Source organism: Streptomyces sp. NBC_01717, from assembly GCF_036248255.1.
Taxonomy (GTDB): Bacteria; Actinomycetota; Actinomycetes; order Streptomycetales; family Streptomycetaceae; genus Streptomyces.
In genome coordinates, this window is the sequence record NZ_CP109178.1 from 6274574 (window position 1) to 6293884 (window position 19311).

The following is a 19311-nucleotide window of genomic DNA, read 5'->3' on the forward strand; positions in this document are numbered from 1 at the left end:
CACGACTCACCACGAATGGGAGAACCCCGTGGCCAAGAGCCGCAACAACCTCCTCGGCGTCGGCGGACAGCGCAAGAAGCTGTCCCGCGCCGAGCAGCAGGGCGCGGGCACCGCGCGCAACGCCGACCGCAAGACGGCTGCCGACCAGAAGCAGGAGCTGCTGCGCAAGATGCGGGAGCGTGCGCAGTCCGCCGAGTCCGCACAGTCGGACGACTCCCCGGAGCAGGAGCAGCAAGCCCAGAGCTGACGCCTTCTCATCACCCGTACGAGCGTGGGCCCGGATCACATCGAGTGATCCGGGCCCACGCTCGTTCCTGAACCGTCCCCGCACTCACGCCACCGCGCGCGGCAGCCGCAGGCTCAGCAGCGTCGTCAGCGCCACCGCCGCCAGCTGCACGAGCAGCGCCACGATCAGTGCGTCCCGCATGCCCGAACCGGGGACCAGGGCGAGGAACAGCGTCCCGAGGGTGGCCACCCCCAGGGCCAGCGCGGCCTGCTGTGTCGTCGTCATCACTCCGCCGCCCACCCCGGCCCGCTCGGCCGGCACGTCGGAGAGCACGATGCGGAACAGGACCGGCAGTTGCAGCCCCTGGCCGAGGCCGGCGATCGCGACGCCCGGCAGCAGGGCCGGGAGCCCCAGGTCGGGCCAGCCGAGCCACACGGTGAGCGCGAGCACCGTGACGCCCGCGCCCTGGATCAGCCCGCCCGCCGTCACGACTCGGCTGCCGAACCGCCGGACCAGCCGCGGACCTGCCAGCGAGGCCGCGAAGAAGGCCACCGCCATCGGCGCCAATGCCAGCCCGGCGGCCGCCGGACCCATCTTCAGGCCCTGCTGCAGCGCCACCGCGATGACGAACATGAAGCCGCCGAAGCCGAGCGAGAACGGCAGCACCAGCGCCAGACCGCGCCGCAGCGAGTCCAGCCGCAGCAGGCTAGGCGGGATCAGCGGGATCTGTCCGCGCCGGTCGGCGCGCTGTTCGACCCGGTAGAAGGCGGCCGCGGCGATCGGGAACAGCGCGAGGGAGATCCAGGTCCACACCGGCCAGCCCGCGGCCCGTCCCTCCGTCAGCGGCGCCAGCAGCGTCACCAGCGAAACGGCCAGCAGCAGCGTCCCCGGTACGTCGATGGGCGCGGGCCGGTCCGAGCGGGTCTCCGGCACCGCACGCGCGGCCAGGACCAGCCCCACCGCCGCCACCGGCACGTTCACCAGGAAGACCGACCGCCAGCCCGCGCTCTCGCCGAACACCGACGACAGCGGAGCGGCGGCGACCAGTACGCCGCCGAGGATCTGGCCGGCGACCATCGACAACCCGGCCGTCGCCCCGTAGAGGCTCATCGCACGCGCCCGCCGGTGTCCGGAGGTGGCGGCCTGGATGGTGGCGAGCACCTGAGGCAGCATCAGCGCCGCCGAGGCGCCCTGCGCCACCCGTGCCCCGACGAGCGTCCAGGCATCCGGGGCGAGCCCGCAGGCCAGTGAGGTGAGCGCGAAGGCCGCCATGCCGGTGAGGAAGAGCCGGCGCCGCCCGGCCATGTCGCCGAGCCGGCCGCCGAGGACGAGCAGGACGGCGTACGCGAGTCCGTAGCCCGCCACGACCAGTTCGAGCAGTGCGGGGCCCGCGGCCAGATCCTTGTCGATCGTCGGCAGGGCGACATTGACGATGAAGAAGTCGATGAGCGGCAGGGCCGCACCGATCAGCACGGTGAACAGTCCGAGCGTGCCGAGTACCGGGATGGGATGGTCGTGCCGCACCACACCGGTGGTGAGGGCGGCTGTCTGCGTCCGTACGGTGGATTCACTCACGGTATGACGATCGCCGGAATCGCAGCCTGGTACCAGAGTGTCTTTATCCTGGTACAAGCGGCACCTGGCACAGGGCCGGGTCATTCGGCACGCTGGGAGCATGACGACGATGGTGACCGATGTGCAGCAGATGCCCCACGGTCCCGGGCCGGCCCGTTCGGCCGAGCCGCCGGAGACCGAGGTCCGGCGGCATGAACTCGCGGGCTTCCTGCGCAGTCGGCGCGAGCGCATCACCCCCGAGCAGGTGGGTCTGCCGCGCGGCCGCCGCAGGCGTACCCCCGGGCTGCGCCGCGAGGAGGTCGCCCAGCTCTCCGCCGTCGGCGTCACCTGGTACACCTGGCTCGAACAGGCACGGGACATCCAGGTCTCGCCGCAGGTCCTGGACGCCCTCGCCCGCGCCCTGCTGCTCGACCGGAGCGAGCGCACGCATCTCTTCTCCCTGGCGGGCGCCGTCGACCCCGCTCCGGGTACGGAGTGCCCGAGCATCACCCCGGCGCTGCGCGAGATGCTGTGGCAGCTGGACCCGATCCCGGCCTGTGTGCAGAACAGCCGGTACGACATCCTCGCCTACAACAGGACCTACGGGCGGCTGCTCTGCGACCTGGACGCCGTCGCCCCCGAGAACCGCAACTGCATGCTGCTGTCGTACACCGACGAGAACTGGCGCGCGTCCGTCGTCGACCTCCCCGAGACGAACCGGGTGATGGCCGCCAAGTTCCGCGCCTCGATGGCCGAGCATCTCGCCGAGCCCGCCTGGAAGGCCCTGCTCAAGCGGCTGGAGACGGCCTCACCGGAATTCCGGGAGATCTGGGCGCGCCACGAGGTGGTCGGCCCCGGCGGCCGGACCAAGCTCTTCCGCAACGCCCGGGTCGGACTGGTGCGCCTGGACCACACCGACCTCTGGCTCGGCCCGTCGACGGGTCCGCGCATGGTGACGTACGTCCCCGCCGACGAGGAGTCCCGGGAGCGGCTCGAGCGCCTTCACGCCTTGGCGCTCGCCGAAGCCTGACCTCCGTACCCGGCCCCCGCCCCGGCTGGGGCCTCCAGCCGTGCGGCGGTGCGCCGCGCCGTCTCGCGGGCCCACCGCCCACTGGTCAGCGCCCCCACCACCAGAACGGCCAGACCGCAGCCGGTGATGATCCACCAGGCGGGCTTGCTCGCGTCCACGAAGGCGGTGGCATACCCGGCGCCGTGCGGGGAACCGCTGCCCGCCACCCCCGCCGCCAGCACCGCGCCGATCACGGCGACGCCCAGCGTCCCGCCGATCTGCCGGCTGGTCGAGGCGACCGCCGCCGCCACGCCCGCCTGAGAGCGCGGCATCCCGGAGACGGCGGTGTTGGTGATCGGCGCGTTCACCATGCCGAAGCCGAGACCGAACAGCACATAGCCGGTGAACAGCAGCACGTTCTGCGTCTCCGCGTCGAACGCCGCGAACATCAGCCCGCACGCGGTCATGGCCGCACCCGCCACCAGCAGCGAGAGCCGCGGCCCCCGGCTGCCGACGAGCCGTCCCGACAGCGGGGCGCAGACAAAGGTGAGAGCGGCCATCGGCAGCATGTACAGACCGGCGTGCAGGGCGCTCAGACCGCGCACGTTCTGCAGATACAGCGTGTTGAGGAAGAGGAAGCCGCTCAGGGCGGCGAAGGCGCAGACCGCGATGGCGGTGGCGCCGCTGAACGGGGCGCTGCGGAAGAACCGGAGGTCGATGAGGGGCTCGGCGCGCCGGGGCTCGTACAGCAGGAGCCCGATCAGGGCGCACGCGGCGAGCGCCACGAAGCCCAGGATCCGCGGGGAGGCCCAGCCGGCCGAGGGCGCCTCGATGATCGCGTACGTCAGTGAACCGAGCAGCGCGATCACCAGCAGCTGCCCGACGGGGTCGGGGCGGCGTGGCTTCGGGGCGCGGGACTCGGGGACGTACCGCCAGGTGAGCAGCAGCGCGGCCAGACCGACCGGCAGATTGATCCAGAAGATCGACCGCCAGCCGACCGTGTCCACCAGCAGGCCGCCGACCACCGGTCCCGCCGCCATGGAGATGCCGACGACACCGCCCCACACACCGATGGCCCGGGCGCGCTCGCGCGGGTCGGTGAAGGTGTTGGTGATGATCGACATCGCGACGGGGTTGAGCATCGAGCCGCCGACCGCCTGCACCATCCGGAAGGCGACCAGCGACTCCAGGTTCGGCGCGACGGAGCAGAGCACCGAGCCGAGGGTGAAGAGGACGAGCCCGATCTTGAAGACCTTCGCCCGTCCGATCCGGTCGGCGGTGGAGCCCGCCAGCATCAGCAGTGAGGCGAGGACGAGGGTGTAGGCATCGATCGTCCACTGCATGCCGGCGACGGTCGCGTGCAGCTCCCGCTGCATGGAGGGCAGAGCGACATTGAGGACGGTGTTGTCGAGACTGACGATCAGCAGACTCATGCAGCAGATCGCCAGAACCAACTGCCGTCGGCGGTGGGTGAGCTCAGGCATACATAGATAGTACGGTTAACTAACGACTGCTGCCGCAGGGAGACCCCGACCGGCGCCCCCGGTGCATCCGTCCGGCGTCATCGCGGGTACGGACTGCCCCGCCCGTCGTCCGTACCGCAGTGCCTGCCGAAGCTGCTTCCGCCGTACGCGACAATGGAGCAATGACCACGCTCGCCCCCTCGCCCCCGCTGCTCCGGATCGGCCCGCACACCGTGCAGCCACCGGTGGTGCTCGCACCCATGGCCGGCATCACCAACGCGCCGTTCCGCACCCTGTGCCGGGAGTTCTCCGGCGGCAAGGGGCTGTTCGTCAGCGAGATGATCACGACGCGGGCGCTGGTCGAGCGCAACGAGAAGACCATGCAGCTCATCCACTTCGACGCGAGCGAGACCCCGCGCTCGATCCAGCTGTATGGAGTGGACCCGGTCACGGTCGGCAAGGCCGTCCGCATGATCGTCGACGAGAACCTCGCCGACCACATCGACCTGAACTTCGGCTGCCCGGTCCCCAAGGTGACCCGCAAGGGCGGTGGCTCGGCGCTCCCGTTCAAGCGGCCCCTGCTGCGCGCGATCCTGAACCAGGCGGTCTCCAATGCGGGCGACCTGCCGGTCACCATCAAGATGCGCAAGGGCATCAACGACGACCACCTCACCTACCTAGACGCGGGCCGGATAGCGGTGGAGGAGGGCGTCACGGCCGTCGCGCTGCACGGCAGGACCGCCGCCCAGCACTACGGCGGCACCGCCGACTGGGACGCGATCGCCCGCCTCAAGGAGCACGTCCCGGAGATCCCCGTCCTCGGGAACGGCGACATCTGGTGCGCGGACGACGCCCGTCGGATGATGCGCGAGACCGGCTGCGACGGCGTGGTCGTGGGCCGCGGCTGTCTGGGGCGCCCGTGGCTCTTCGGCGACCTGGTGAGCGCCTTCGAGGGTACGCAGACGCGGCAGGCGCCGACGCTGCGGGAGGTCGCCACCGTCATGCTGCGGCACGCGACGCTGCTGGGGGAGTGGATCGGCGACGAGACCCGTGGCGTGATCGACTTCCGTAAGCACGTGGCCTGGTACCTCAAGGGCTTCTCGGTCGGCTCCGAGATGCGCAAGAAGCTCGCGGTCACCTCGTCGCTGGACGAGCTGGGCGCGCAGCTGCACGAGCTCGACCTGGACCAGGCGTGGCCGGACGGGGCCGACGGGCCGCGCGGGCGCACCTCGGGCAACAACCGCGTGGTGCTGCCGGACGGCTGGCTGAAGGACCCCTACGACTGCTCGGGCGTGAGCGCGGACGCGGAGCTCGACACGTCGGGCGGCTGAGGCGACGGCTCCGGTTCGGACGGGGCCCCGCGGGGGTGTCACTCCACCCCCGCGGGGCCCTTTCGCATCTCCGGTTTTCAGGCACCGGGTGCCCTCGCCTCGCCCCTGCTCATCTGAGCGCAGATCGAGTGCGGGTTGTAGGCGAACCGAGCGGTGCGGGGTGCCGTGTCAGGCGATCGAGGCGCCCTGATCCCAATTTGCTCGCCCTGCGCGGTCGCTCCGTGACCATATGTAGCTCTCGGGGTGTCCGGATGATGACATCTGAGCGCCCGGTGCGGCGTGATTCTCGCCACCCCTGAGGCACTCATTGCTCAGATGAGCGAGATTTTGGGTACTGCATTTCTCAAATGATGGCACTCGGTGCCACTTGACTTTACTTTGATCGATCGACGCATCCACTACACAGCGTGCCGAATATCCATCTTCTTCGGCGCCCTGAGTAATTATGAGTTCAAGAGTCGAATGACTGTGTCCGGGAGGCGGAACCGTACGCAACTTTCGATCTGCTGGCGGACGAGTGGTTAAGGCCGCATGACGCGCAAGTGGACGTACCCAGGCACCTTCGATCTGGGTATGTTCCTGGCCGTCAGGGCAGCCACCCGCGTCCTCGAGGAGTCGAGACCCGTGTCGGAAAACAAAGATCCCCACGTATCCACCCCGGAGCTCCAGGGTCAGAAGTTCGTTTATGACTTCACCGAGGGCAACAAGGATCTGAAGGACCTGCTCGGCGGGAAGGGCGCCAACCTCGCCGAGATGACCAACCTCGGGCTGCCCGTCCCTCCGGGCTTCACCATCACCACCGAGGCGTGCAAGGTCTACCTCGACAGCGGCGATGAGCCGAGGGCGCTGCGCGACGAGGTCAGTGCGCACCTCGACGCCCTCGAGACGCAGATGGGCAAGAAGCTCGGCCAGGCCGACGACCCGCTGCTGGTCTCCGTCCGCTCCGGTGCGAAGTTCTCGATGCCCGGCATGATGGACACGGTTCTCAACATCGGCCTCTCCGACGCGTCCGTCGTCGGCCTCGCCGCCCAGGCAGGCGACGAGCGGTTCGCGTGGGACTCGTACCGCCGCCTCATCCAGATGTTCGGCAAGACCGTCCTCGGCGTCGACGGCGACCTCTTCGAGGAGGCGCTGGAGGCCGCGAAGGAGGCCAAGGGCGTCACCGTCGACGTGGATCTCGACGCGGCCGACCTGAAGAAGCTGGTCAAGCAGTTCAAGAAGATCGTCACGCGGGACGCCGGGCGCGACTTCCCGCAGGACCCGCGCGAGCAGATGGACCTGGCCATAAAGGCCGTCTTCGACTCGTGGAACACCGACCGGGCCAAGCTCTACCGCCGCCAGGAGCGCATCCCCGGCGACCTCGGCACGGCCGTCAACGTCTGCTCCATGGTCTTCGGCAACCTCGGCCCGGACTCCGGTACGGGGGTCGCGTTCACCCGCGACCCGGCCAGCGGCCACGCCGGCGTGTACGGCGACTACCTGCAGAACGCGCAGGGCGAGGACGTCGTCGCCGGTATCCGCAACACCGTCCCGCTCGCCGAGCTCGAGTCGATCGACAAGAAGTCGTACGACCAGCTGATGCAGATCATGAAGACGCTCGAGACGCACTACAAGGACCTGTGCGACATCGAGTTCACCATCGAGCGCGGCCAGCTGTGGATGCTCCAGACCCGGGTCGGCAAGCGCACCGCGGGTGCCGCCTTCCGGATCGCCACGCAGCTGGTCGACCAGGGGCTCATCGACGAGGCCGAGGCGCTGCAGCGGGTGACCGGGGCGCAGCTGGCGCAGCTGATGTTCCCGCGCTTCGACGAGGACGCCAAGACGCAGCTGCTCGGCCGTGGCATCGCCGCGTCGCCGGGAGCCGCGGTCGGCAAGGCGGTCTTCGACTCGTACACCGCCGTCAAGTGGTCCCGCTCCGGCGAGAAGGTCATCCTGATCCGCCGGGAGACCAACCCCGACGACCTCGACGGCATGATCGCCGCCGAGGGCATCCTGACCTCCCGCGGCGGCAAGACCTCGCACGCCGCCGTCGTCGCCCGCGGCATGGGCAAGACGTGTGTCTGCGGCGCCGAGGAGATCGAGGTCGACACCAAGCGGCGTCGGCTGACCGTCGGCGGGACCGTCGTCGAGGAGGGCGACATCGTCTCCGTGGACGGCTCCACCGGCAAGGTGTACCTCGGTGAGGTCCCCGTCGTCCCGTCCCCGGTCGTCGAGTACTTCGAGGGCCGGATGCACGCGGGTGCCGACGACGCCGACGAACTGGTCGCCGCCGTGCACCGGATCATGGCGTACGCCGACCGGGTCCGCAGGCTGCGGGTGCGGGCGAACGCCGACAACGCCGAGGACGCGCTGCGGGCCCGCCGCTTCGGTGCCCAGGGCATCGGCCTGTGCCGCACCGAGCACATGTTCCTCGGCGAGCGCCGCGAGATGGTCGAGAAGCTGATCCTCGCGGACACGGACGAGGAGCGCGAGACCGCCCTGGCCGCGCTGCTGCCGCTGCAGAAGGCCGACTTCATCGAGCTGTTCGAGTCGATGGACGGACTGCCCGTCACCGTACGGCTGCTCGACCCGCCGCTGCACGAGTTCCTGCCGGACATCACCGAACTGTCGGTACGTGTCGCGCTCGCCGAGTCCCGCAAGGACGCCAACGAGAACGACCTGCGTCTTCTGCAGGCGGTGCACAAGCTGCACGAGCAGAACCCGATGCTCGGTCTGCGCGGCGTACGGCTCGGTCTGGTCATCCCCGGCCTGTTCGCGATGCAGGTCCGGGCGATCGCGGAGGCGGCCGCGCACCGCAAGAACGCCAAGGGCGACCCGCGCGCCGAGATCATGATTCCGCTGGTCGGCACGGTCCAGGAGCTGGAGATCGTCCGCGATGAGGCCGACCAGGTCATCGCCGAGGTCGAGGCGGCCACCGGCACCGCGCTGAAGCTGACCATCGGCACGATGATCGAGCTGCCGCGCGCCGCGCTGACCGCCGGTCAGATCGCCGAGGCCGCACAGTTCTTCTCCTTCGGTACGAACGACCTGACCCAGACGGTGTGGGGCTTCTCCCGGGACGACGTGGAGGCCTCGTTCTTCACCGCGTACCTGGAGAAGGGCATCTTCGGGGTGTCGCCGTTCGAGACGATCGACAGGGACGGTGTGGGCTCCCTGGTCCGCAGCGCGGTCGCGGCCGGCCGGGCAACCCGCCCGGACCTCAAGCTCGGCGTCTGCGGCGAGCACGGCGGCGACCCGGAGTCGGTGCACTTCTTCCACGAGGTGGGCCTCGACTACGTCTCCTGCTCGCCGTTCCGGATCCCGGTCGCGCGTCTGGAGGCGGGCAGGGCTGCCGCGGAGTCGAAGGGCAGCGACAGCCGCTGACCTGAACCCACCCCGGACTCCAGGGCTGTCGCCGGCTCACCCGGACCCTCACCGACTCGACGACAACCCCGGACGACCCGGAAGCGGCGGCACCCTGTGCGGGGGGTGCCGCCGCTTCGCCATGTCCGGCAGCCGCCACGGCGGGTGCCGGGTTCGGTAGGGCGGATGGTGTGCGGAAACGGTCGGTCGTGAGTGGCCGTGGGTGAATGGGTCACCCGGCCTCGCACAAAGAAAAAGGCGCGTAAGCGCTTTCGGTGTTCACCGTTCGCTCATCGGCCCATTGCATCGTTCAATACGCAAAGATATAGGCGCTGAACGGACCGGGGTGCGGCCCCTGGATCCCCATCCATGGGCCGCACCCGGCTTACCCCCGTCGGACACGGAGCCGCACCGTCCGCCGACCGCCGCCGAACGAGCAAAACCCCCCACGGCCTTCACTCGCTCTTCCGGTCGGCTCAGGTTTCGTGCCCGACGTCGTACAGCTTTTCCGGTGACGGTGGGGTTCGGCGAGACGTTTCACCTCTGGCCGAAACCCCGTGGTGACGTCCTGTGACGGTGCGCATACCCTTGGGCGGGGGAAATTGCGGATGCAACAGATGGGGGTTCGGTGCTGCGTATCCATGTGTCCGGGATGGACCTTTCCAAGGTGCGGATGGCCACACGGCCGGACGCATTGTGGGAAACCATTCTGAGTTTTCACCGGCTGAGGGACCGGCGCGCTTCCACGGTGTTCGGGAAATGGCGTACGGAAACCCGGCCCCGGTTGAACGGTGAGACACGCCTGCTGGCAGCCCTCGTGCCACCCCGCGGCTATTTCCCGGACTTTCTGACGCCCTCCCGGGACGGCAGTGAGCCGCACGGCTTCGATGCCGGAATGGAGGCGCTGCGCGACACCCCTGCCGAGCGGCTCCACGCCGAACTGGGCCTGCTGCGCGCCGACCGCCGTGAGCCCGGACGGCCGTTGTCGCTGGGCGGGCGACACGGCGGCGGGCACGGCTCCGGGCGCGGGGCGCGGTCCGGTGGCGTACGGCCCGCGGGCGGACGGCCGGGGGACGGCCGGCCGGTGCCGCCCGTCCGGCTGGACGCGCTCTCCGAAGGGCGGACCCAACCTCTCGGGCGGCTCATCACCACCCTGCGCGGCTACCACCGCGCCGCCGTCGAGCCGTACTGGCCGCACATCCAGGCCAGCATCGAGGCCGACCGGGCCGTCCGTGGCCGCGCCCTCCTCGACGGTGGCGCCGACGAACTCCTCGCCTCCCTCCCGTCCATGATCCGCTGGCGGGCCCCGGTGCTGGAGGCGGACTATCCCGTCGACCGCGAACTGCACCTGGACGGGCGGGGGTTACTGCTCCAGCCATCGTTCTTCTGCCGGTCCACCCCGGTCGTCTACCGCAACTCCAAGCTCACACCCGTCCTCGTGTACCCGGTCACCCACTCCGCCGCCCCGGTCTTCGCCGAGCCGGGCCCGGGCCCCTGGCTCGGCAGGCTCCTGGGCAACACCCGGTCGACGGTCCTCCAGGCCATCGGCACGGGCTGCACGACCAGCGAGCTCGCCCGCCGGGCCGGGGTGTCCCTCGCCTCGGCCAGTCAGCATGCGTGCGTGCTGCGCGAGGCGGGGCTCGTACGCACCCTGCGGCACGGCAGCTCGGTCCTGCACACGCTCACCCCGCTGGGCGGCTCGCTCCTCAGGGGAGGCGCACCGCTCGCGCTCTCATGACGGGTGGAGGCGGGCGGCTCGGCGGGTGGGGACACTCCGCCCAACGGGTGGGGCGGAGTGCTCCGGATGATTTCCTCGCCCGTCGCGATGAGTTCCGCGCCGACCCGCCGTCTACCCTTCGACCGCGCTCACATGGAGCGCCGCCGAGGAGGAGAGACGGACATGACCCAGATGATCTTCGTGAACCTGCCGGTCAAGGACCTGGAGAGGACCAAGGGCTTCTTCGGAAAGCTCGGCTTCTCGTTCAACCCGCAGTTCTCCGACGAGACCACCGCCTGCCTGGTCATCAGCGACACCATCTTCGCCATGCTCATCACCGAGCCGCGCTTCAAGGAGTTCACCAAGAAGGAGATCGCCGATGCCTCGAAGACCACCGAGGCGATCATCGCGCTCAGTGCCGAGAGCCGCGAGGAGGTCGACGAGCTGGCCGATACGGCGCTCGCCTCCGGGGGCTCGCCCGCCAACGAGCCCATGGACCACGGGTTCATGTACGGCCGGTCGTTCCAGGACCCCGACCACCACATCTGGGAGGTCGTGTGGATGGACCCGGCCGCAGTCCAGAGCCAGGACTGAGCCGTCCGGGGCCGAGCCGCGGCGCTCGCCCCGGGACCGCTCAGGACTTGAGGCCCGGCCAGGTCACTCCGGTGAGCTGCTCGGACGCCACCCACAGTCGTTCGCCCGCCACGTCGTTCAGCGTCCAGCGCGCCCGCCAGGACGGGGCGGGCGCACCCCGCCAGCCCAGCAGCTTCGGGCCGGTGAACGAGTCGGGACGCACGCCGGGCGCGGTGGCCGCGTACAGCGTCGGCAGCGCACCGGACGACGCGGGCTGGGCAACGATCCGGTTGCCCAGTTCGAAGACCCGTTCCGCCGCCTTGCGGTTCTCCATCCGTACGCCCGCGGTCTGCAGATTGGTCGCCGCGTAGCCGGGGTGTGCGGCGGCGGCCACGATGCCCGAGCCGGACGCCGCGAGCCGGCGCGCCAGCTCATGGACGAAGAGCAGGTTCGCGGTCTTCGAACGGCCGTATGCGATCCAACGGCGGTAGTTGCGCTCGCTGTTGAGATCGCCGATGTCGATGTTGGACGCGGCGTGCATCGCGCTGGACACGCTCACCACCCGGGCCCCGGGGGTGTCGAGCAGCTTGGGCAGGAGCAGGCCGGCCAGAGCGAAGTGCCCGAGGTGATTGACGCCGAACTGGGTCTCGAAGCCGTCGGCCGTCCTCCCGTACGGCAGGGCCATCACACCCGCGTTGTTGATCAGTAGGTCCAGCCGGTCGGACGGGTACGCCGCCGCGAACTCCCGTACGGAGGACAGGTCGGCCAGATCCAGGGCTGCGAACTCCACCCGTGCGCCCGGCACTGCAGCCAGGATGCGCGACTCGGCCTCCTTGCCGCGGCTCTCGTCCCGGCACGCCAGCAGCACCCGCGCGCCGCGGCGCGCCAGCTCCCGTGCGGTGACGAGTCCGATACCGCTGTTGGCTCCGGTGACCACGGCCGTGCGGCCGCTCTGGTCGGGGATGTCGCTCGCGTTCCAGCCCTGGGTCATGGATCAAGCGTACGGCCGGGATCTGTTGGCCGGAATCGGCTGGGGCGCGTTCCTGGCCCGGTCTTCGCGGAACCCGTCAGGCGGCGCGCACCGCGAAGACCGGGACGCGTACCTCGTCGTCGTCCAGGCAGGCGCCCGTCGCCAGGTCGAAGCGCTGCTTCAGCAGCGGCGAGGCGACGAACGGGCGCCCCTCGACGGACCCGACCAGGCCGCGCGAGAGAACGTACGCCCCGGTGAACGGATCGCGGTTGTCGATCGCGTACGCGCGCCCTGCGCGGTCGACGAAGAGCGCGACCTGCCGGCCGTCCGGAAGGAGTGCGGCGATGCCGCGCCCGGGAATCAGCCGCGACAGCTCACAGACCGTGAACCAGTCGGTCCCGTCGGTGAGTTGAAGCACCGGAGTCTGCTGTGCCGTCTCCATCGTCCGTGCGGTCATCGGGAAGAGGTCCCTTCGAGAGTGCGGACAGCGAGCACCGGACCGGCGAGGATCTCCAGGTCGGGCTTGACCTGGTCGCGTTCCGGGACGAACTGCACCGACGGGTCGGGTGCATCGGGTGCGTTGACGAAGGTGACGAACCGCCGCAGCCGCTCCGGGTCGTTGATGGTCTCGGCCCACTCGTCGCGGTAGCCGGCGACATGGTCGGCCATCATCCGCTCCAGCTCCGCGCAGAGCCCCAGTGAGTCGTGGACGACGACGTCCCGTACGTGGTCGAGGCCGCCCTGGATGCGGTCCAGCCAGGTCGAGGTGCGCTCCAGACGGTCGGCGGTCCGGATGTAGAACATCAGGAACCGGTCGATGAGGCGCACCAGTTCGGCGTCGGAGAGGTCCTGGGCGAGCAGGTCCGCGTGGCGCGGTTCGGCGCCGCCGTTGCCGCCCACGTACAGGTTCCAGCCGCCCGCGGTGGCGATGATCCCGAAGTCCTTGCCCCGAGCCTCCGCGCATTCCCGGGCGCAGCCGGACACCGCCGACTTCAGCTTGTGCGGCGAGCGCAGCCCGCGGTAGCGCAGCTCCAGGTCGATCGCCATCCGCACCGAGTCCTGCACGCCGTACCGGCACCAGGTCCGGCCCACGCAGGACTTGACCGTGCGCAGCGACTTTCCGTACGCGTGCCCGGACTCGAATCCGGCGTCCACCAGACGCGTCCAGATCAGCGGCAGCTGGTCGACACGGGCGCCGAACATGTCGATCCGCTGGCCCCCGGTGATCTTCGTGTAGAGGCCGAAGTCGCGGGCGACCTCCCCGATCACGATCAGCTTCTCCGGGGTGATCTCGCCTCCCGGGATCCGCGGCACGATCGAGTACGAGCCGTTGCGCTGGAGGTTGGCCAGGAAATGGTCGTTGGTGTCCTGCAGGGCCGCCTGCTCGCCGTCCAGCACATAGCCGCTCGCGCCGAGCGTCGGAGCCAGCGACGCGATGATCGAGCCGACCGTCGGCTTGCAGATCTCGCAGCCGTCCCCGCCGCGCGCGGCCTCACGGCCGTGCGAGTCGAGCAGTTCCGCGTACGAGGTGATACCGAGGGTGCGGACGATCTCGTACAACTCGCTGCGCATGTGCGAGAAGCAGCCGCACAGGCCCTTGTCCTGGCTCTGCGGCAGCAGCTGCCCGATCACCTTCACACAACTGCCGCAGCCGGTACCCGCCTTGGTGCACTTCTTCACCTCGGACAGTGTGGTGTGCTCGCAGATCGAGCCCTTGGTGACGTTGTGGCAGGAACAGATCACCGCGTCGTCCGGCAGCGCGGACGGGCCGAGTGTGACCGGACCGCCCGCACCGGCCGGCAGCACCAGCTGCTCCGGGGCGACCGGCAGGACCGTCCCGGTCATCGGCCGCAGCGTGCCGTACTGCTCGGCGTCCCCGACCAGCACCCCGCCGAGCAGGGTGCCGTCCCGGCCGATCACCAACTTCTTGTAGACGCCGGTGCGGGAGTCCGCGTACACCACGTCGAGGCAGCCCTCGGCCGTGCCGTGCGCGTCGCCGAACGACGCCACGTCCACCCCGAGCAGCTTCAGCTTCGTCGACAGATCGGCGCCGGTGAACGCCGCCGTCCCGCCCGTGATCACCTCGGCGGCCGTCTGCGCCATCTCGTAACCGGGCGCGACGAGTCCGTACACCCGGCCGTCCGCGGCCAGTGCGCACTCGCCGATCGCGAAGACCGCCGGGTCGGAGGTGCGGCACTCCTCGTCGACGATGATGCCGCCGCGCGGTCCGACCGCCAGACCGCAGTCGCGGGCCAGCTGGTCCCGGGGGCGGACCCCCGCCGAGAAGACCACCAGGTCGGTGGCGAGCGACGAACCGTCGGAGAGTGCCATGCCGGTCACCGCGCCGTCCTCGCCCGCGGTGACCTCCTGCGTACCGACACCCGCGTGCACGGTGAGGCCCATGGACTCGATGGTGCGCAGCAGCGCCGCGCCACCGCCCTCGTCGACCTGCACCGGCATCAGCCGGGGCGCGAACTCCACGACGTGCGTGTCGAGCCCGAGCCCCTTCAGAGCGCCCGCCGCCTCCAGCCCGAGCAGCCCGCCGCCGACCACCGCACCGGTGGTCGCCGTCCTCGCGTACTCCTCGATGGCGAGGAGGTCCTCGATGGTGCGGTAGACGAAGCAGCCCGCGGCGTCCTTGCCGGGGACCGGCGGCACGAAGGGGTACGAGCCGGTGGCCAGCACCAGCGTGTCGTACGTGAAGGTCTCCCCGGAGCGTGCCGTGACCGTACGGGTCTCGCGATCCACGCTCTCGGCAGGGTCACCGAGACGCAGCTCGAAGCCGTGCCGGTCCATGAAGTCGGGTTCGGCGAGCGACAGCTCGTCCGGGGTCCGCCCGGTGAAGTACGAGGTGAGCTGGACCCGGTCGTAGGCGGCGCGAGGCTCCTCGCAGAGCACGACGACCCGGGCGGTGCCTGAGGTCGCGGTCAGTCCGCGGTCGGCAAGCGCCTCCAGGAACCGCTGGCCGACCATGCCGTGTCCGACGACCACGATCGTGGGCACCGGGGCGGTGTGGTCGGTCGGGGGAGTGGACACCGGCATGTCAGTAGCCTCCGTCGTTGGTGAGCAGATGGAGCAGGGACGTTTCGGCGGGGAGCGGTTCGTCGTCCTCCCAGGTCCGGGCGAGGGTGCCGACCGCGGCGAGATCGCCGAGCAGCACACCGCCCGCCAGCCGGTCGCCGCGCACGACGACCGAGCGGTACGCGCCCCGCGTGGCGTCGGCGAGCCGGACGACGTCGTCGCCGGGCAGTGGCCGGGACTCCCCGAACGCGGCCAGATCGAAGGGGCCCGCGGGGCCGGCGGCCGGACCGTGCAGAGTGAGCCGGGTCAGGGCGCGGGTCCCCTCGTAGCGGGCGGGCCGCCCGGCCAGCACCTGGGCGAGCACATCGGCCTGCTCCTGCGCCGGGCCCGCCAGGCCGTACACGGTGCCGCGGTGCTCGGCACAGTCGCCGACCGCATGGATGTACGGATCGGAGGTACGCAGCTCGTCGTCGACGACGATGCCCCGGCGCACGTCCAGGCCGGCCGCCTGCGCGAGCCCGGTCCTGGGACGTACCCCGCAGGCCAGCACCGTGATCTCGGCCGCCAGCTCGTAGCCGTCGGCGAGCTCCACCGCCCGCACCGCGCCGTCGGCGCAGCGCAGCCCGCGCACCCGGCACTCGGTGTGCACCTCCACGCCGAGACTCTCCAGATGGCGCCGGAGCAGCCCGGCCGATTCGGCGTCCAGCTGCCGTTCCATGAGGTGCTCGCCCTGCTGGGCCAGCACCACCTGCGCACCGCCTGCGGCGAGCGCCCGGGCGGCGGACACACCGAGCAGTCCGCCGCCGATGACGACGGCGCGCACACCCCGGGTGTCGGCACGCACCGCTTCCCGCAGCGCAAAGCAGTCGTCGAGCGTACGGAACGCATGCACCCCGTCCGGCATCGTGGTGCCGAGTCCGCGGAGCGGCGGCAGCACCGGGTTCGACCCGGTGGCCAGCACCAGCCGCCCGTACCGCACGACGCTTCCGTCGTCGCAGTGCACCAGCCGGTCCGCCCGGTCGATCCGTACCACCCGCACCCCGCGCCGCACCTCGGCCGGGGGCAGGGCGATGACCTCGGCCGCGTACCGCCCCGCCAGCACCTCCGCCAGCAGCACCCGGTTGTACGGGGCGTGCGTCTCCTCGCCGATGACGGTGACGCCGGGCACCCGGGCGGCGAGCCGCGCGCCCGCCATCCCGGCGCCGATCACCACCACACGTGCCGCGTCCGCCGTCTCTGTCGTCATGGTGAGCAGCCTGTGCGGCGGGTGTTACCCGACCGGATCCTCGCTGTTTCCCGGGAGGAACCTTGCGCTCAGCGTCTCCGGAAGCCGTCTGTGAGGGTGCTGCGGTGCGGGAACCTCAGAGTTGGCTCAACTTTCCGCGGATCCGGACGGGAAAGTTGGACGGGACACGTATCTCGTCCTTACAGTCGCGACCATGCCCGACATCACCCTGACCACCCTTGTCGTCCTCTGCCTCGCCGCTGCCGCCGCGGGCTGGATCGATGCGGTGGTCGGCGGCGGCGGACTGCTCCTGCTGCCCGCGCTGCTGCTGGGCCTGCCGCACGTCCCGGCCGCGCATGTACTCGGCACCAACAAGGCGGTCGCGATCGTCGGTACCTCGGGCGCCGCCGTGACCTACGCGCGCAAGGCGCCGGTGAAGGTCGGGACGGCCGTCCGGATCGGGCTCATGGCGCTGGCCGGATCGATGACCGGCGCCTTCTTCGCTGCCGGGATCAGCAGTGACGTGCTGCGTCCGGTCATCATGGTGGTGCTGCTGGCGGTCGCGGCGTTCGTGATGCTGCGGCCCCAGTTCGGCAAGGAGGCCGCCGGGGCCACGGACCGCAAGGTCACCCGGGCCCGTACCGTCACCGCGATCGTGCTGGTCGGCGGCGGTATCGGCTTCTACGACGGGCTGTTCGGGCCCGGTACCGGTACGTTCCTGGTGCTCGCGCTGACCGCCGTGCTCCACCTCGATCTGGTGACGGCGTCCGCCACCGCCAAGATCGTCAACGTCTGCACCAACGGTGGCGCCCTCGCGATGTTCGCCTACCAGGGCAATGTGATGTGGCAGCTGGCCGCGCTGATGGCGGTGTTCAACCTGGTGGGCGGGCTGCTGGGCGCACGGACGGCGCTCCGGAAAGGGAGTGAGTTCGTCCGGGGCGTACTGCTGGTCGTGGTGTTCTCACTGGTCGCGCGACTCGCCTTCGACCAGTGGTCGTGAGGGTGCGGGCGGGGGTCACCGCACGCCGGTGAGGTGCGCGTACGCCACCACATTGCCCTGGTAGCCGGTGGTCTTCGAGAAGCCGCCGCCGCAGGTGATCAGCCGCAGCGAGGCGTTCTGCGAGGGGCCGTACACCCTCTGGTCGGGGAAGTCCTTGTTCGCGTACACCTCGATGGCGTCGAGCGAGAAGACGGCGGTGTGCCCGTCCCGGCGGTCCACCTCGATGGTGCTGCCCTTCGCCAGGGATCCCAGGTTGTAGAAGACCGATCGCCCCTGCGCGTTGTCGACATGACCGGCGACGAGCGCGGTGCCCTTGGCGCCGGGCGGGGTGCCGTCCTTGTACCAGCTCACGACGTTACGGTTCTCGGCCGGCGGCACGGCGAGACTGCCGTCGGACCTGAGCCCGAGCCGGATCATCGGGGCGTCCACCCTGATGCTGGGGATGCGGAGGCGGACGGGTGTCGAAGGTCGCAGCGGTTCGGCGACCGGTGAGCCGGGCTGCACTTCGGGACCGGCCGCGAAGGCCTGGGCCGCGGTCGGCTGCGGCGGCATCAGCTGGGTTTCGGAGCCGTTCCGGATCAGCCAGATGCCGACGAGCACTGCGGCGGCGACCAGCCAGCCCTTGGCCTTCTGGGGCACAGTTGTCCTCCGGGGTGGAGAAGGTGGGAATGGGTCCCGTCCCGGTGGCGCGAGGCCACCGGGACGGAATCCTGGCGGTGACGGGGGCGTGGATACGCCCCCGTCAGCTGCCGGCCTGCGTGCCGCTCGCCCGACGACGCAGGAGCCAGGCTCCGCCGACGGCGGATGCGGCGAGAACGCCGACGCCCGCCGCGATCTGGGTGGTGTCCGGGCGGACGGAGCCGCCTACACCAGTTTTGACGTGCCCGGAAGGACCGCTGGGCGAGTCGTAGCTGTCGCCGCCACCGTCCCCGTTCCCCGTGTCGCGTCCGCCGTTTCCGTTTCCGTTCCCGGTGTCGCGTCCGCCGTTTCCGTTTCCGTTCCCGGTGTCGCGTCCGCCGTTTCCGTTTCCGTTCCCGGTGTCGCGTCCGCCGTTCCCGTTTCCGTTCCCGTTTCCGTTCCCGGTGTCGCGTCCGCCGTTCCCGTTCCCGTTTCCGTTCCCGTTCCCGGTGTCGCGTCCGCCGTTCCCGTTCCCGTTCCCGGTGTCACGTCCGGTGTCGCCCCCGGTATCGGATTGCCCGCTGGAGGTGCCGAGCCCGAAGGGGTTCGCGTTCCCGAGGAGGTTCTCGCCCCTGGCGGCAAGGTCGTCCAGGGAAGGCACGCTGGACCCGCTGCCCGGGTCGTCACCGGAGGCGTCGTCCTGCCCGGTGTCCGTACTGTCGTCCTGTCCGGTGACCTTTTCCGCACCGGTCTTCTCCGGCACCCTGAACGTGTCGGCGAGCACGTCCTTCTCGGTGGCCGGTGCCAGTGTGAGTACCCCTGCCTTCAGGGAGTTCGCATGCCCGGTGGCCCTTGCGTCGCTCCCGGAGGGCATGGTTCCGACCGGGTCCCCCGAAGCCGCGGCGGCCGGAGATATCTCCGGTGAACCGAGCTCTCCTGCGTACGCTGACGGCGCGGCGGTGAAGAGGCCGATCGCAGCAACGGTGAGAGCTGCGGCGGCGGTGCCGGTCACGAGGCGGGCAGGACGGGGCATGGGGGGTTCCTCCGAGCGAAGGCGCTGGCTGGTGTCTCCTGACTCCGAGCTAACGGGCGGCCCGCCGTCCACGCCTGCTGACGTCGAGTCAGCTTTCACTCGATCGGCCCGGCCCTGCCTCCTTGCCGGGCGGTATATCTGCAGGTCAAATCCCTGTTTGAGGAGGGGGCGACCCGTCCCGCGACACGCCGTGCCGATTGGGTGACGACCTTCGGGACATGAGTGGTGT

At 70.5% G+C, this 19311-nt stretch carries 15 protein-coding genes; 7 read left to right on the plus strand and 8 right to left on the minus strand.

Features of this window, described 5'->3' with window-relative positions; translation table 11 throughout:
- Window positions 1-28: 28 nt before the first annotated feature.
- Complete coding sequence (locus tag OHB49_RS28285) at window positions 29-247, plus strand: DUF6243 family protein (protein ID WP_030921008.1); 219 nt, start codon at window positions 29-31, stop codon at window positions 245-247.
- 84 nt (window positions 248-331) lie between these two features.
- Here OHB49_RS28285 and OHB49_RS28290 read toward each other — a convergent pair whose 3' ends face one another.
- Window positions 332-1801, minus strand: coding sequence for an MFS transporter (locus tag OHB49_RS28290; protein WP_443079573.1), 1470 nt, complete (start codon window positions 1799-1801; stop codon window positions 332-334).
- Between the two features lie 100 nt (window positions 1802-1901).
- Between OHB49_RS28290 and OHB49_RS28295 the strand changes: the two genes are divergently transcribed.
- Window positions 1902-2810: an MmyB family transcriptional regulator gene (locus tag OHB49_RS28295; RefSeq protein ID WP_443079574.1), complete on the plus strand. Its 909-nt coding sequence runs from the start codon at window positions 1902-1904 to the stop codon at window positions 2808-2810.
- Here the strand turns inward: OHB49_RS28295 and OHB49_RS28300 are convergent.
- The gene (locus OHB49_RS28300) at window positions 2783-4273 is read right to left on the minus strand and encodes an MFS transporter (protein ID WP_329163865.1); all 1491 of its coding nucleotides are present in this window, start codon (window positions 4271-4273) and stop codon (window positions 2783-2785) included. The two genes, OHB49_RS28295 and OHB49_RS28300, sit on opposite strands and share 28 nt — an antisense overlap.
- A 161-nt stretch (window positions 4274-4434) precedes the next feature.
- Here OHB49_RS28300 and dusB point away from each other — a divergent pair, with 161 nt between their 5' ends.
- From dusB to OHB49_RS28320, 4 genes are all read left to right on the plus strand, one after another.
- Entirely contained in the window at window positions 4435-5583 is a 1149-nt protein-coding gene (gene dusB / locus OHB49_RS28305) for a tRNA dihydrouridine synthase DusB (RefSeq protein WP_030970231.1), read from the plus strand.
- A 624-nt stretch (window positions 5584-6207) separates the two neighbouring features.
- Entirely contained in the window at window positions 6208-8946 is a 2739-nt protein-coding gene (gene ppdK, locus OHB49_RS28310) for a pyruvate, phosphate dikinase (RefSeq protein ID WP_329163866.1), read from the plus strand.
- Between the two features lie 607 nt (window positions 8947-9553).
- Window positions 9554-10663: an ArsR/SmtB family transcription factor gene (locus OHB49_RS28315; protein WP_329163867.1), complete on the plus strand. Its 1110-nt coding sequence runs from the start codon at window positions 9554-9556 to the stop codon at window positions 10661-10663.
- Between the two features lie 162 nt (window positions 10664-10825).
- The gene (locus OHB49_RS28320) at window positions 10826-11236 is read left to right on the plus strand and encodes a VOC family protein (protein ID WP_030970237.1); all 411 of its coding nucleotides are present in this window, start codon (window positions 10826-10828) and stop codon (window positions 11234-11236) included.
- A gap of 40 nt (window positions 11237-11276) precedes the next feature.
- Here OHB49_RS28320 and OHB49_RS28325 read toward each other — a convergent pair whose 3' ends face one another.
- The 4 genes from OHB49_RS28325 to OHB49_RS28340 form a co-directional block, all read right to left on the minus strand.
- Window positions 11277-12206, minus strand: a complete 930-nt coding sequence (locus tag OHB49_RS28325) for an oxidoreductase (RefSeq protein WP_329163868.1) — start codon at window positions 12204-12206, stop codon at window positions 11277-11279.
- Between the two features lie 76 nt (window positions 12207-12282).
- Window positions 12283-12642 carry a nitrite reductase small subunit NirD gene (gene nirD / locus OHB49_RS28330; protein WP_030970240.1) on the minus strand — a complete coding sequence of 120 codons (360 nt, stop codon included), beginning with the start codon at window positions 12640-12642 and terminating at the stop codon, window positions 12283-12285.
- Window positions 12639-15227, minus strand: a complete 2589-nt coding sequence (gene nirB / locus OHB49_RS28335; RefSeq protein WP_329163869.1) for a nitrite reductase large subunit NirB — start codon at window positions 15225-15227, stop codon at window positions 12639-12641. Before nirB ends, nirD begins: the two co-directional genes overlap by 4 nt.
- Before the next feature lies 1 nt (window position 15228).
- On the minus strand, window positions 15229-16452 hold the full coding sequence (locus tag OHB49_RS28340; RefSeq protein ID WP_329163870.1) for an NAD(P)/FAD-dependent oxidoreductase: 1224 nt from the start codon (window positions 16450-16452) through the stop codon (window positions 15229-15231).
- Window positions 16453-16645: 193 nt separating this feature from the next.
- On the opposite strand from OHB49_RS28340, the gene OHB49_RS28345 reads away from it, so the two are divergent.
- On the plus strand, window positions 16646-17431 hold the full coding sequence (locus tag OHB49_RS28345) for a sulfite exporter TauE/SafE family protein (protein ID WP_030970245.1): 786 nt from the start codon (window positions 16646-16648) through the stop codon (window positions 17429-17431).
- A 15-nt stretch (window positions 17432-17446) separates the two neighbouring features.
- On the opposite strand, the gene OHB49_RS28350 is transcribed toward OHB49_RS28345, so the two are convergent.
- Window positions 17447-18070 carry a class F sortase gene (locus OHB49_RS28350; RefSeq protein ID WP_030970246.1) on the minus strand — a complete coding sequence of 208 codons (624 nt, stop codon included), beginning with the start codon at window positions 18068-18070 and terminating at the stop codon, window positions 17447-17449.
- A gap of 103 nt (window positions 18071-18173) precedes the next feature.
- Complete coding sequence (locus OHB49_RS28355; protein WP_329166833.1) at window positions 18174-19082, minus strand: hypothetical protein; 909 nt, start codon at window positions 19080-19082, stop codon at window positions 18174-18176.
- Window positions 19083-19311 lie beyond the last annotated feature (229 nt).

What these genes read in the sequence shown, in the direction of transcription:
- OHB49_RS28295 (WP_443079574.1), top strand. Translation starts at nt 1,902, where the DNA reads ATGACGACGATGGTGACCGATGTGCAGCAGATGCCCCACGGTCCCGGG.
- OHB49_RS28300 (WP_329163865.1), bottom strand. Translation starts at nt 4,273, where the DNA reads ATGCCTGAGCTCACCCACCGCCGACGGCAGTTGGTTCTGGCGATCTGC.
- dusB (WP_030970231.1), top strand. Translation starts at nt 4,435, where the DNA reads ATGACCACGCTCGCCCCCTCGCCCCCGCTGCTCCGGATCGGCCCGCAC.
- OHB49_RS28320 (WP_030970237.1), top strand. Translation starts at nt 10,826, where the DNA reads ATGACCCAGATGATCTTCGTGAACCTGCCGGTCAAGGACCTGGAGAGG.
- OHB49_RS28325 (WP_329163868.1), bottom strand. Translation starts at nt 12,206, where the DNA reads ATGACCCAGGGCTGGAACGCGAGCGACATCCCCGACCAGAGCGGCCGC.
- nirD (WP_030970240.1), bottom strand. Translation starts at nt 12,642, where the DNA reads ATGACCGCACGGACGATGGAGACGGCACAGCAGACTCCGGTGCTTCAA.
- nirB (WP_329163869.1), bottom strand. Translation starts at nt 15,227, where the DNA reads ATGCCGGTGTCCACTCCCCCGACCGACCACACCGCCCCGGTGCCCACG.
- OHB49_RS28340 (WP_329163870.1), bottom strand. Translation starts at nt 16,452, where the DNA reads ATGACGACAGAGACGGCGGACGCGGCACGTGTGGTGGTGATCGGCGCC.
- OHB49_RS28345 (WP_030970245.1), top strand. Translation starts at nt 16,646, where the DNA reads ATGCCCGACATCACCCTGACCACCCTTGTCGTCCTCTGCCTCGCCGCT.
- OHB49_RS28355 (WP_329166833.1), bottom strand. Translation starts at nt 19,082, where the DNA reads ATGCCCCGTCCTGCCCGCCTCGTGACCGGCACCGCCGCCGCAGCTCTC.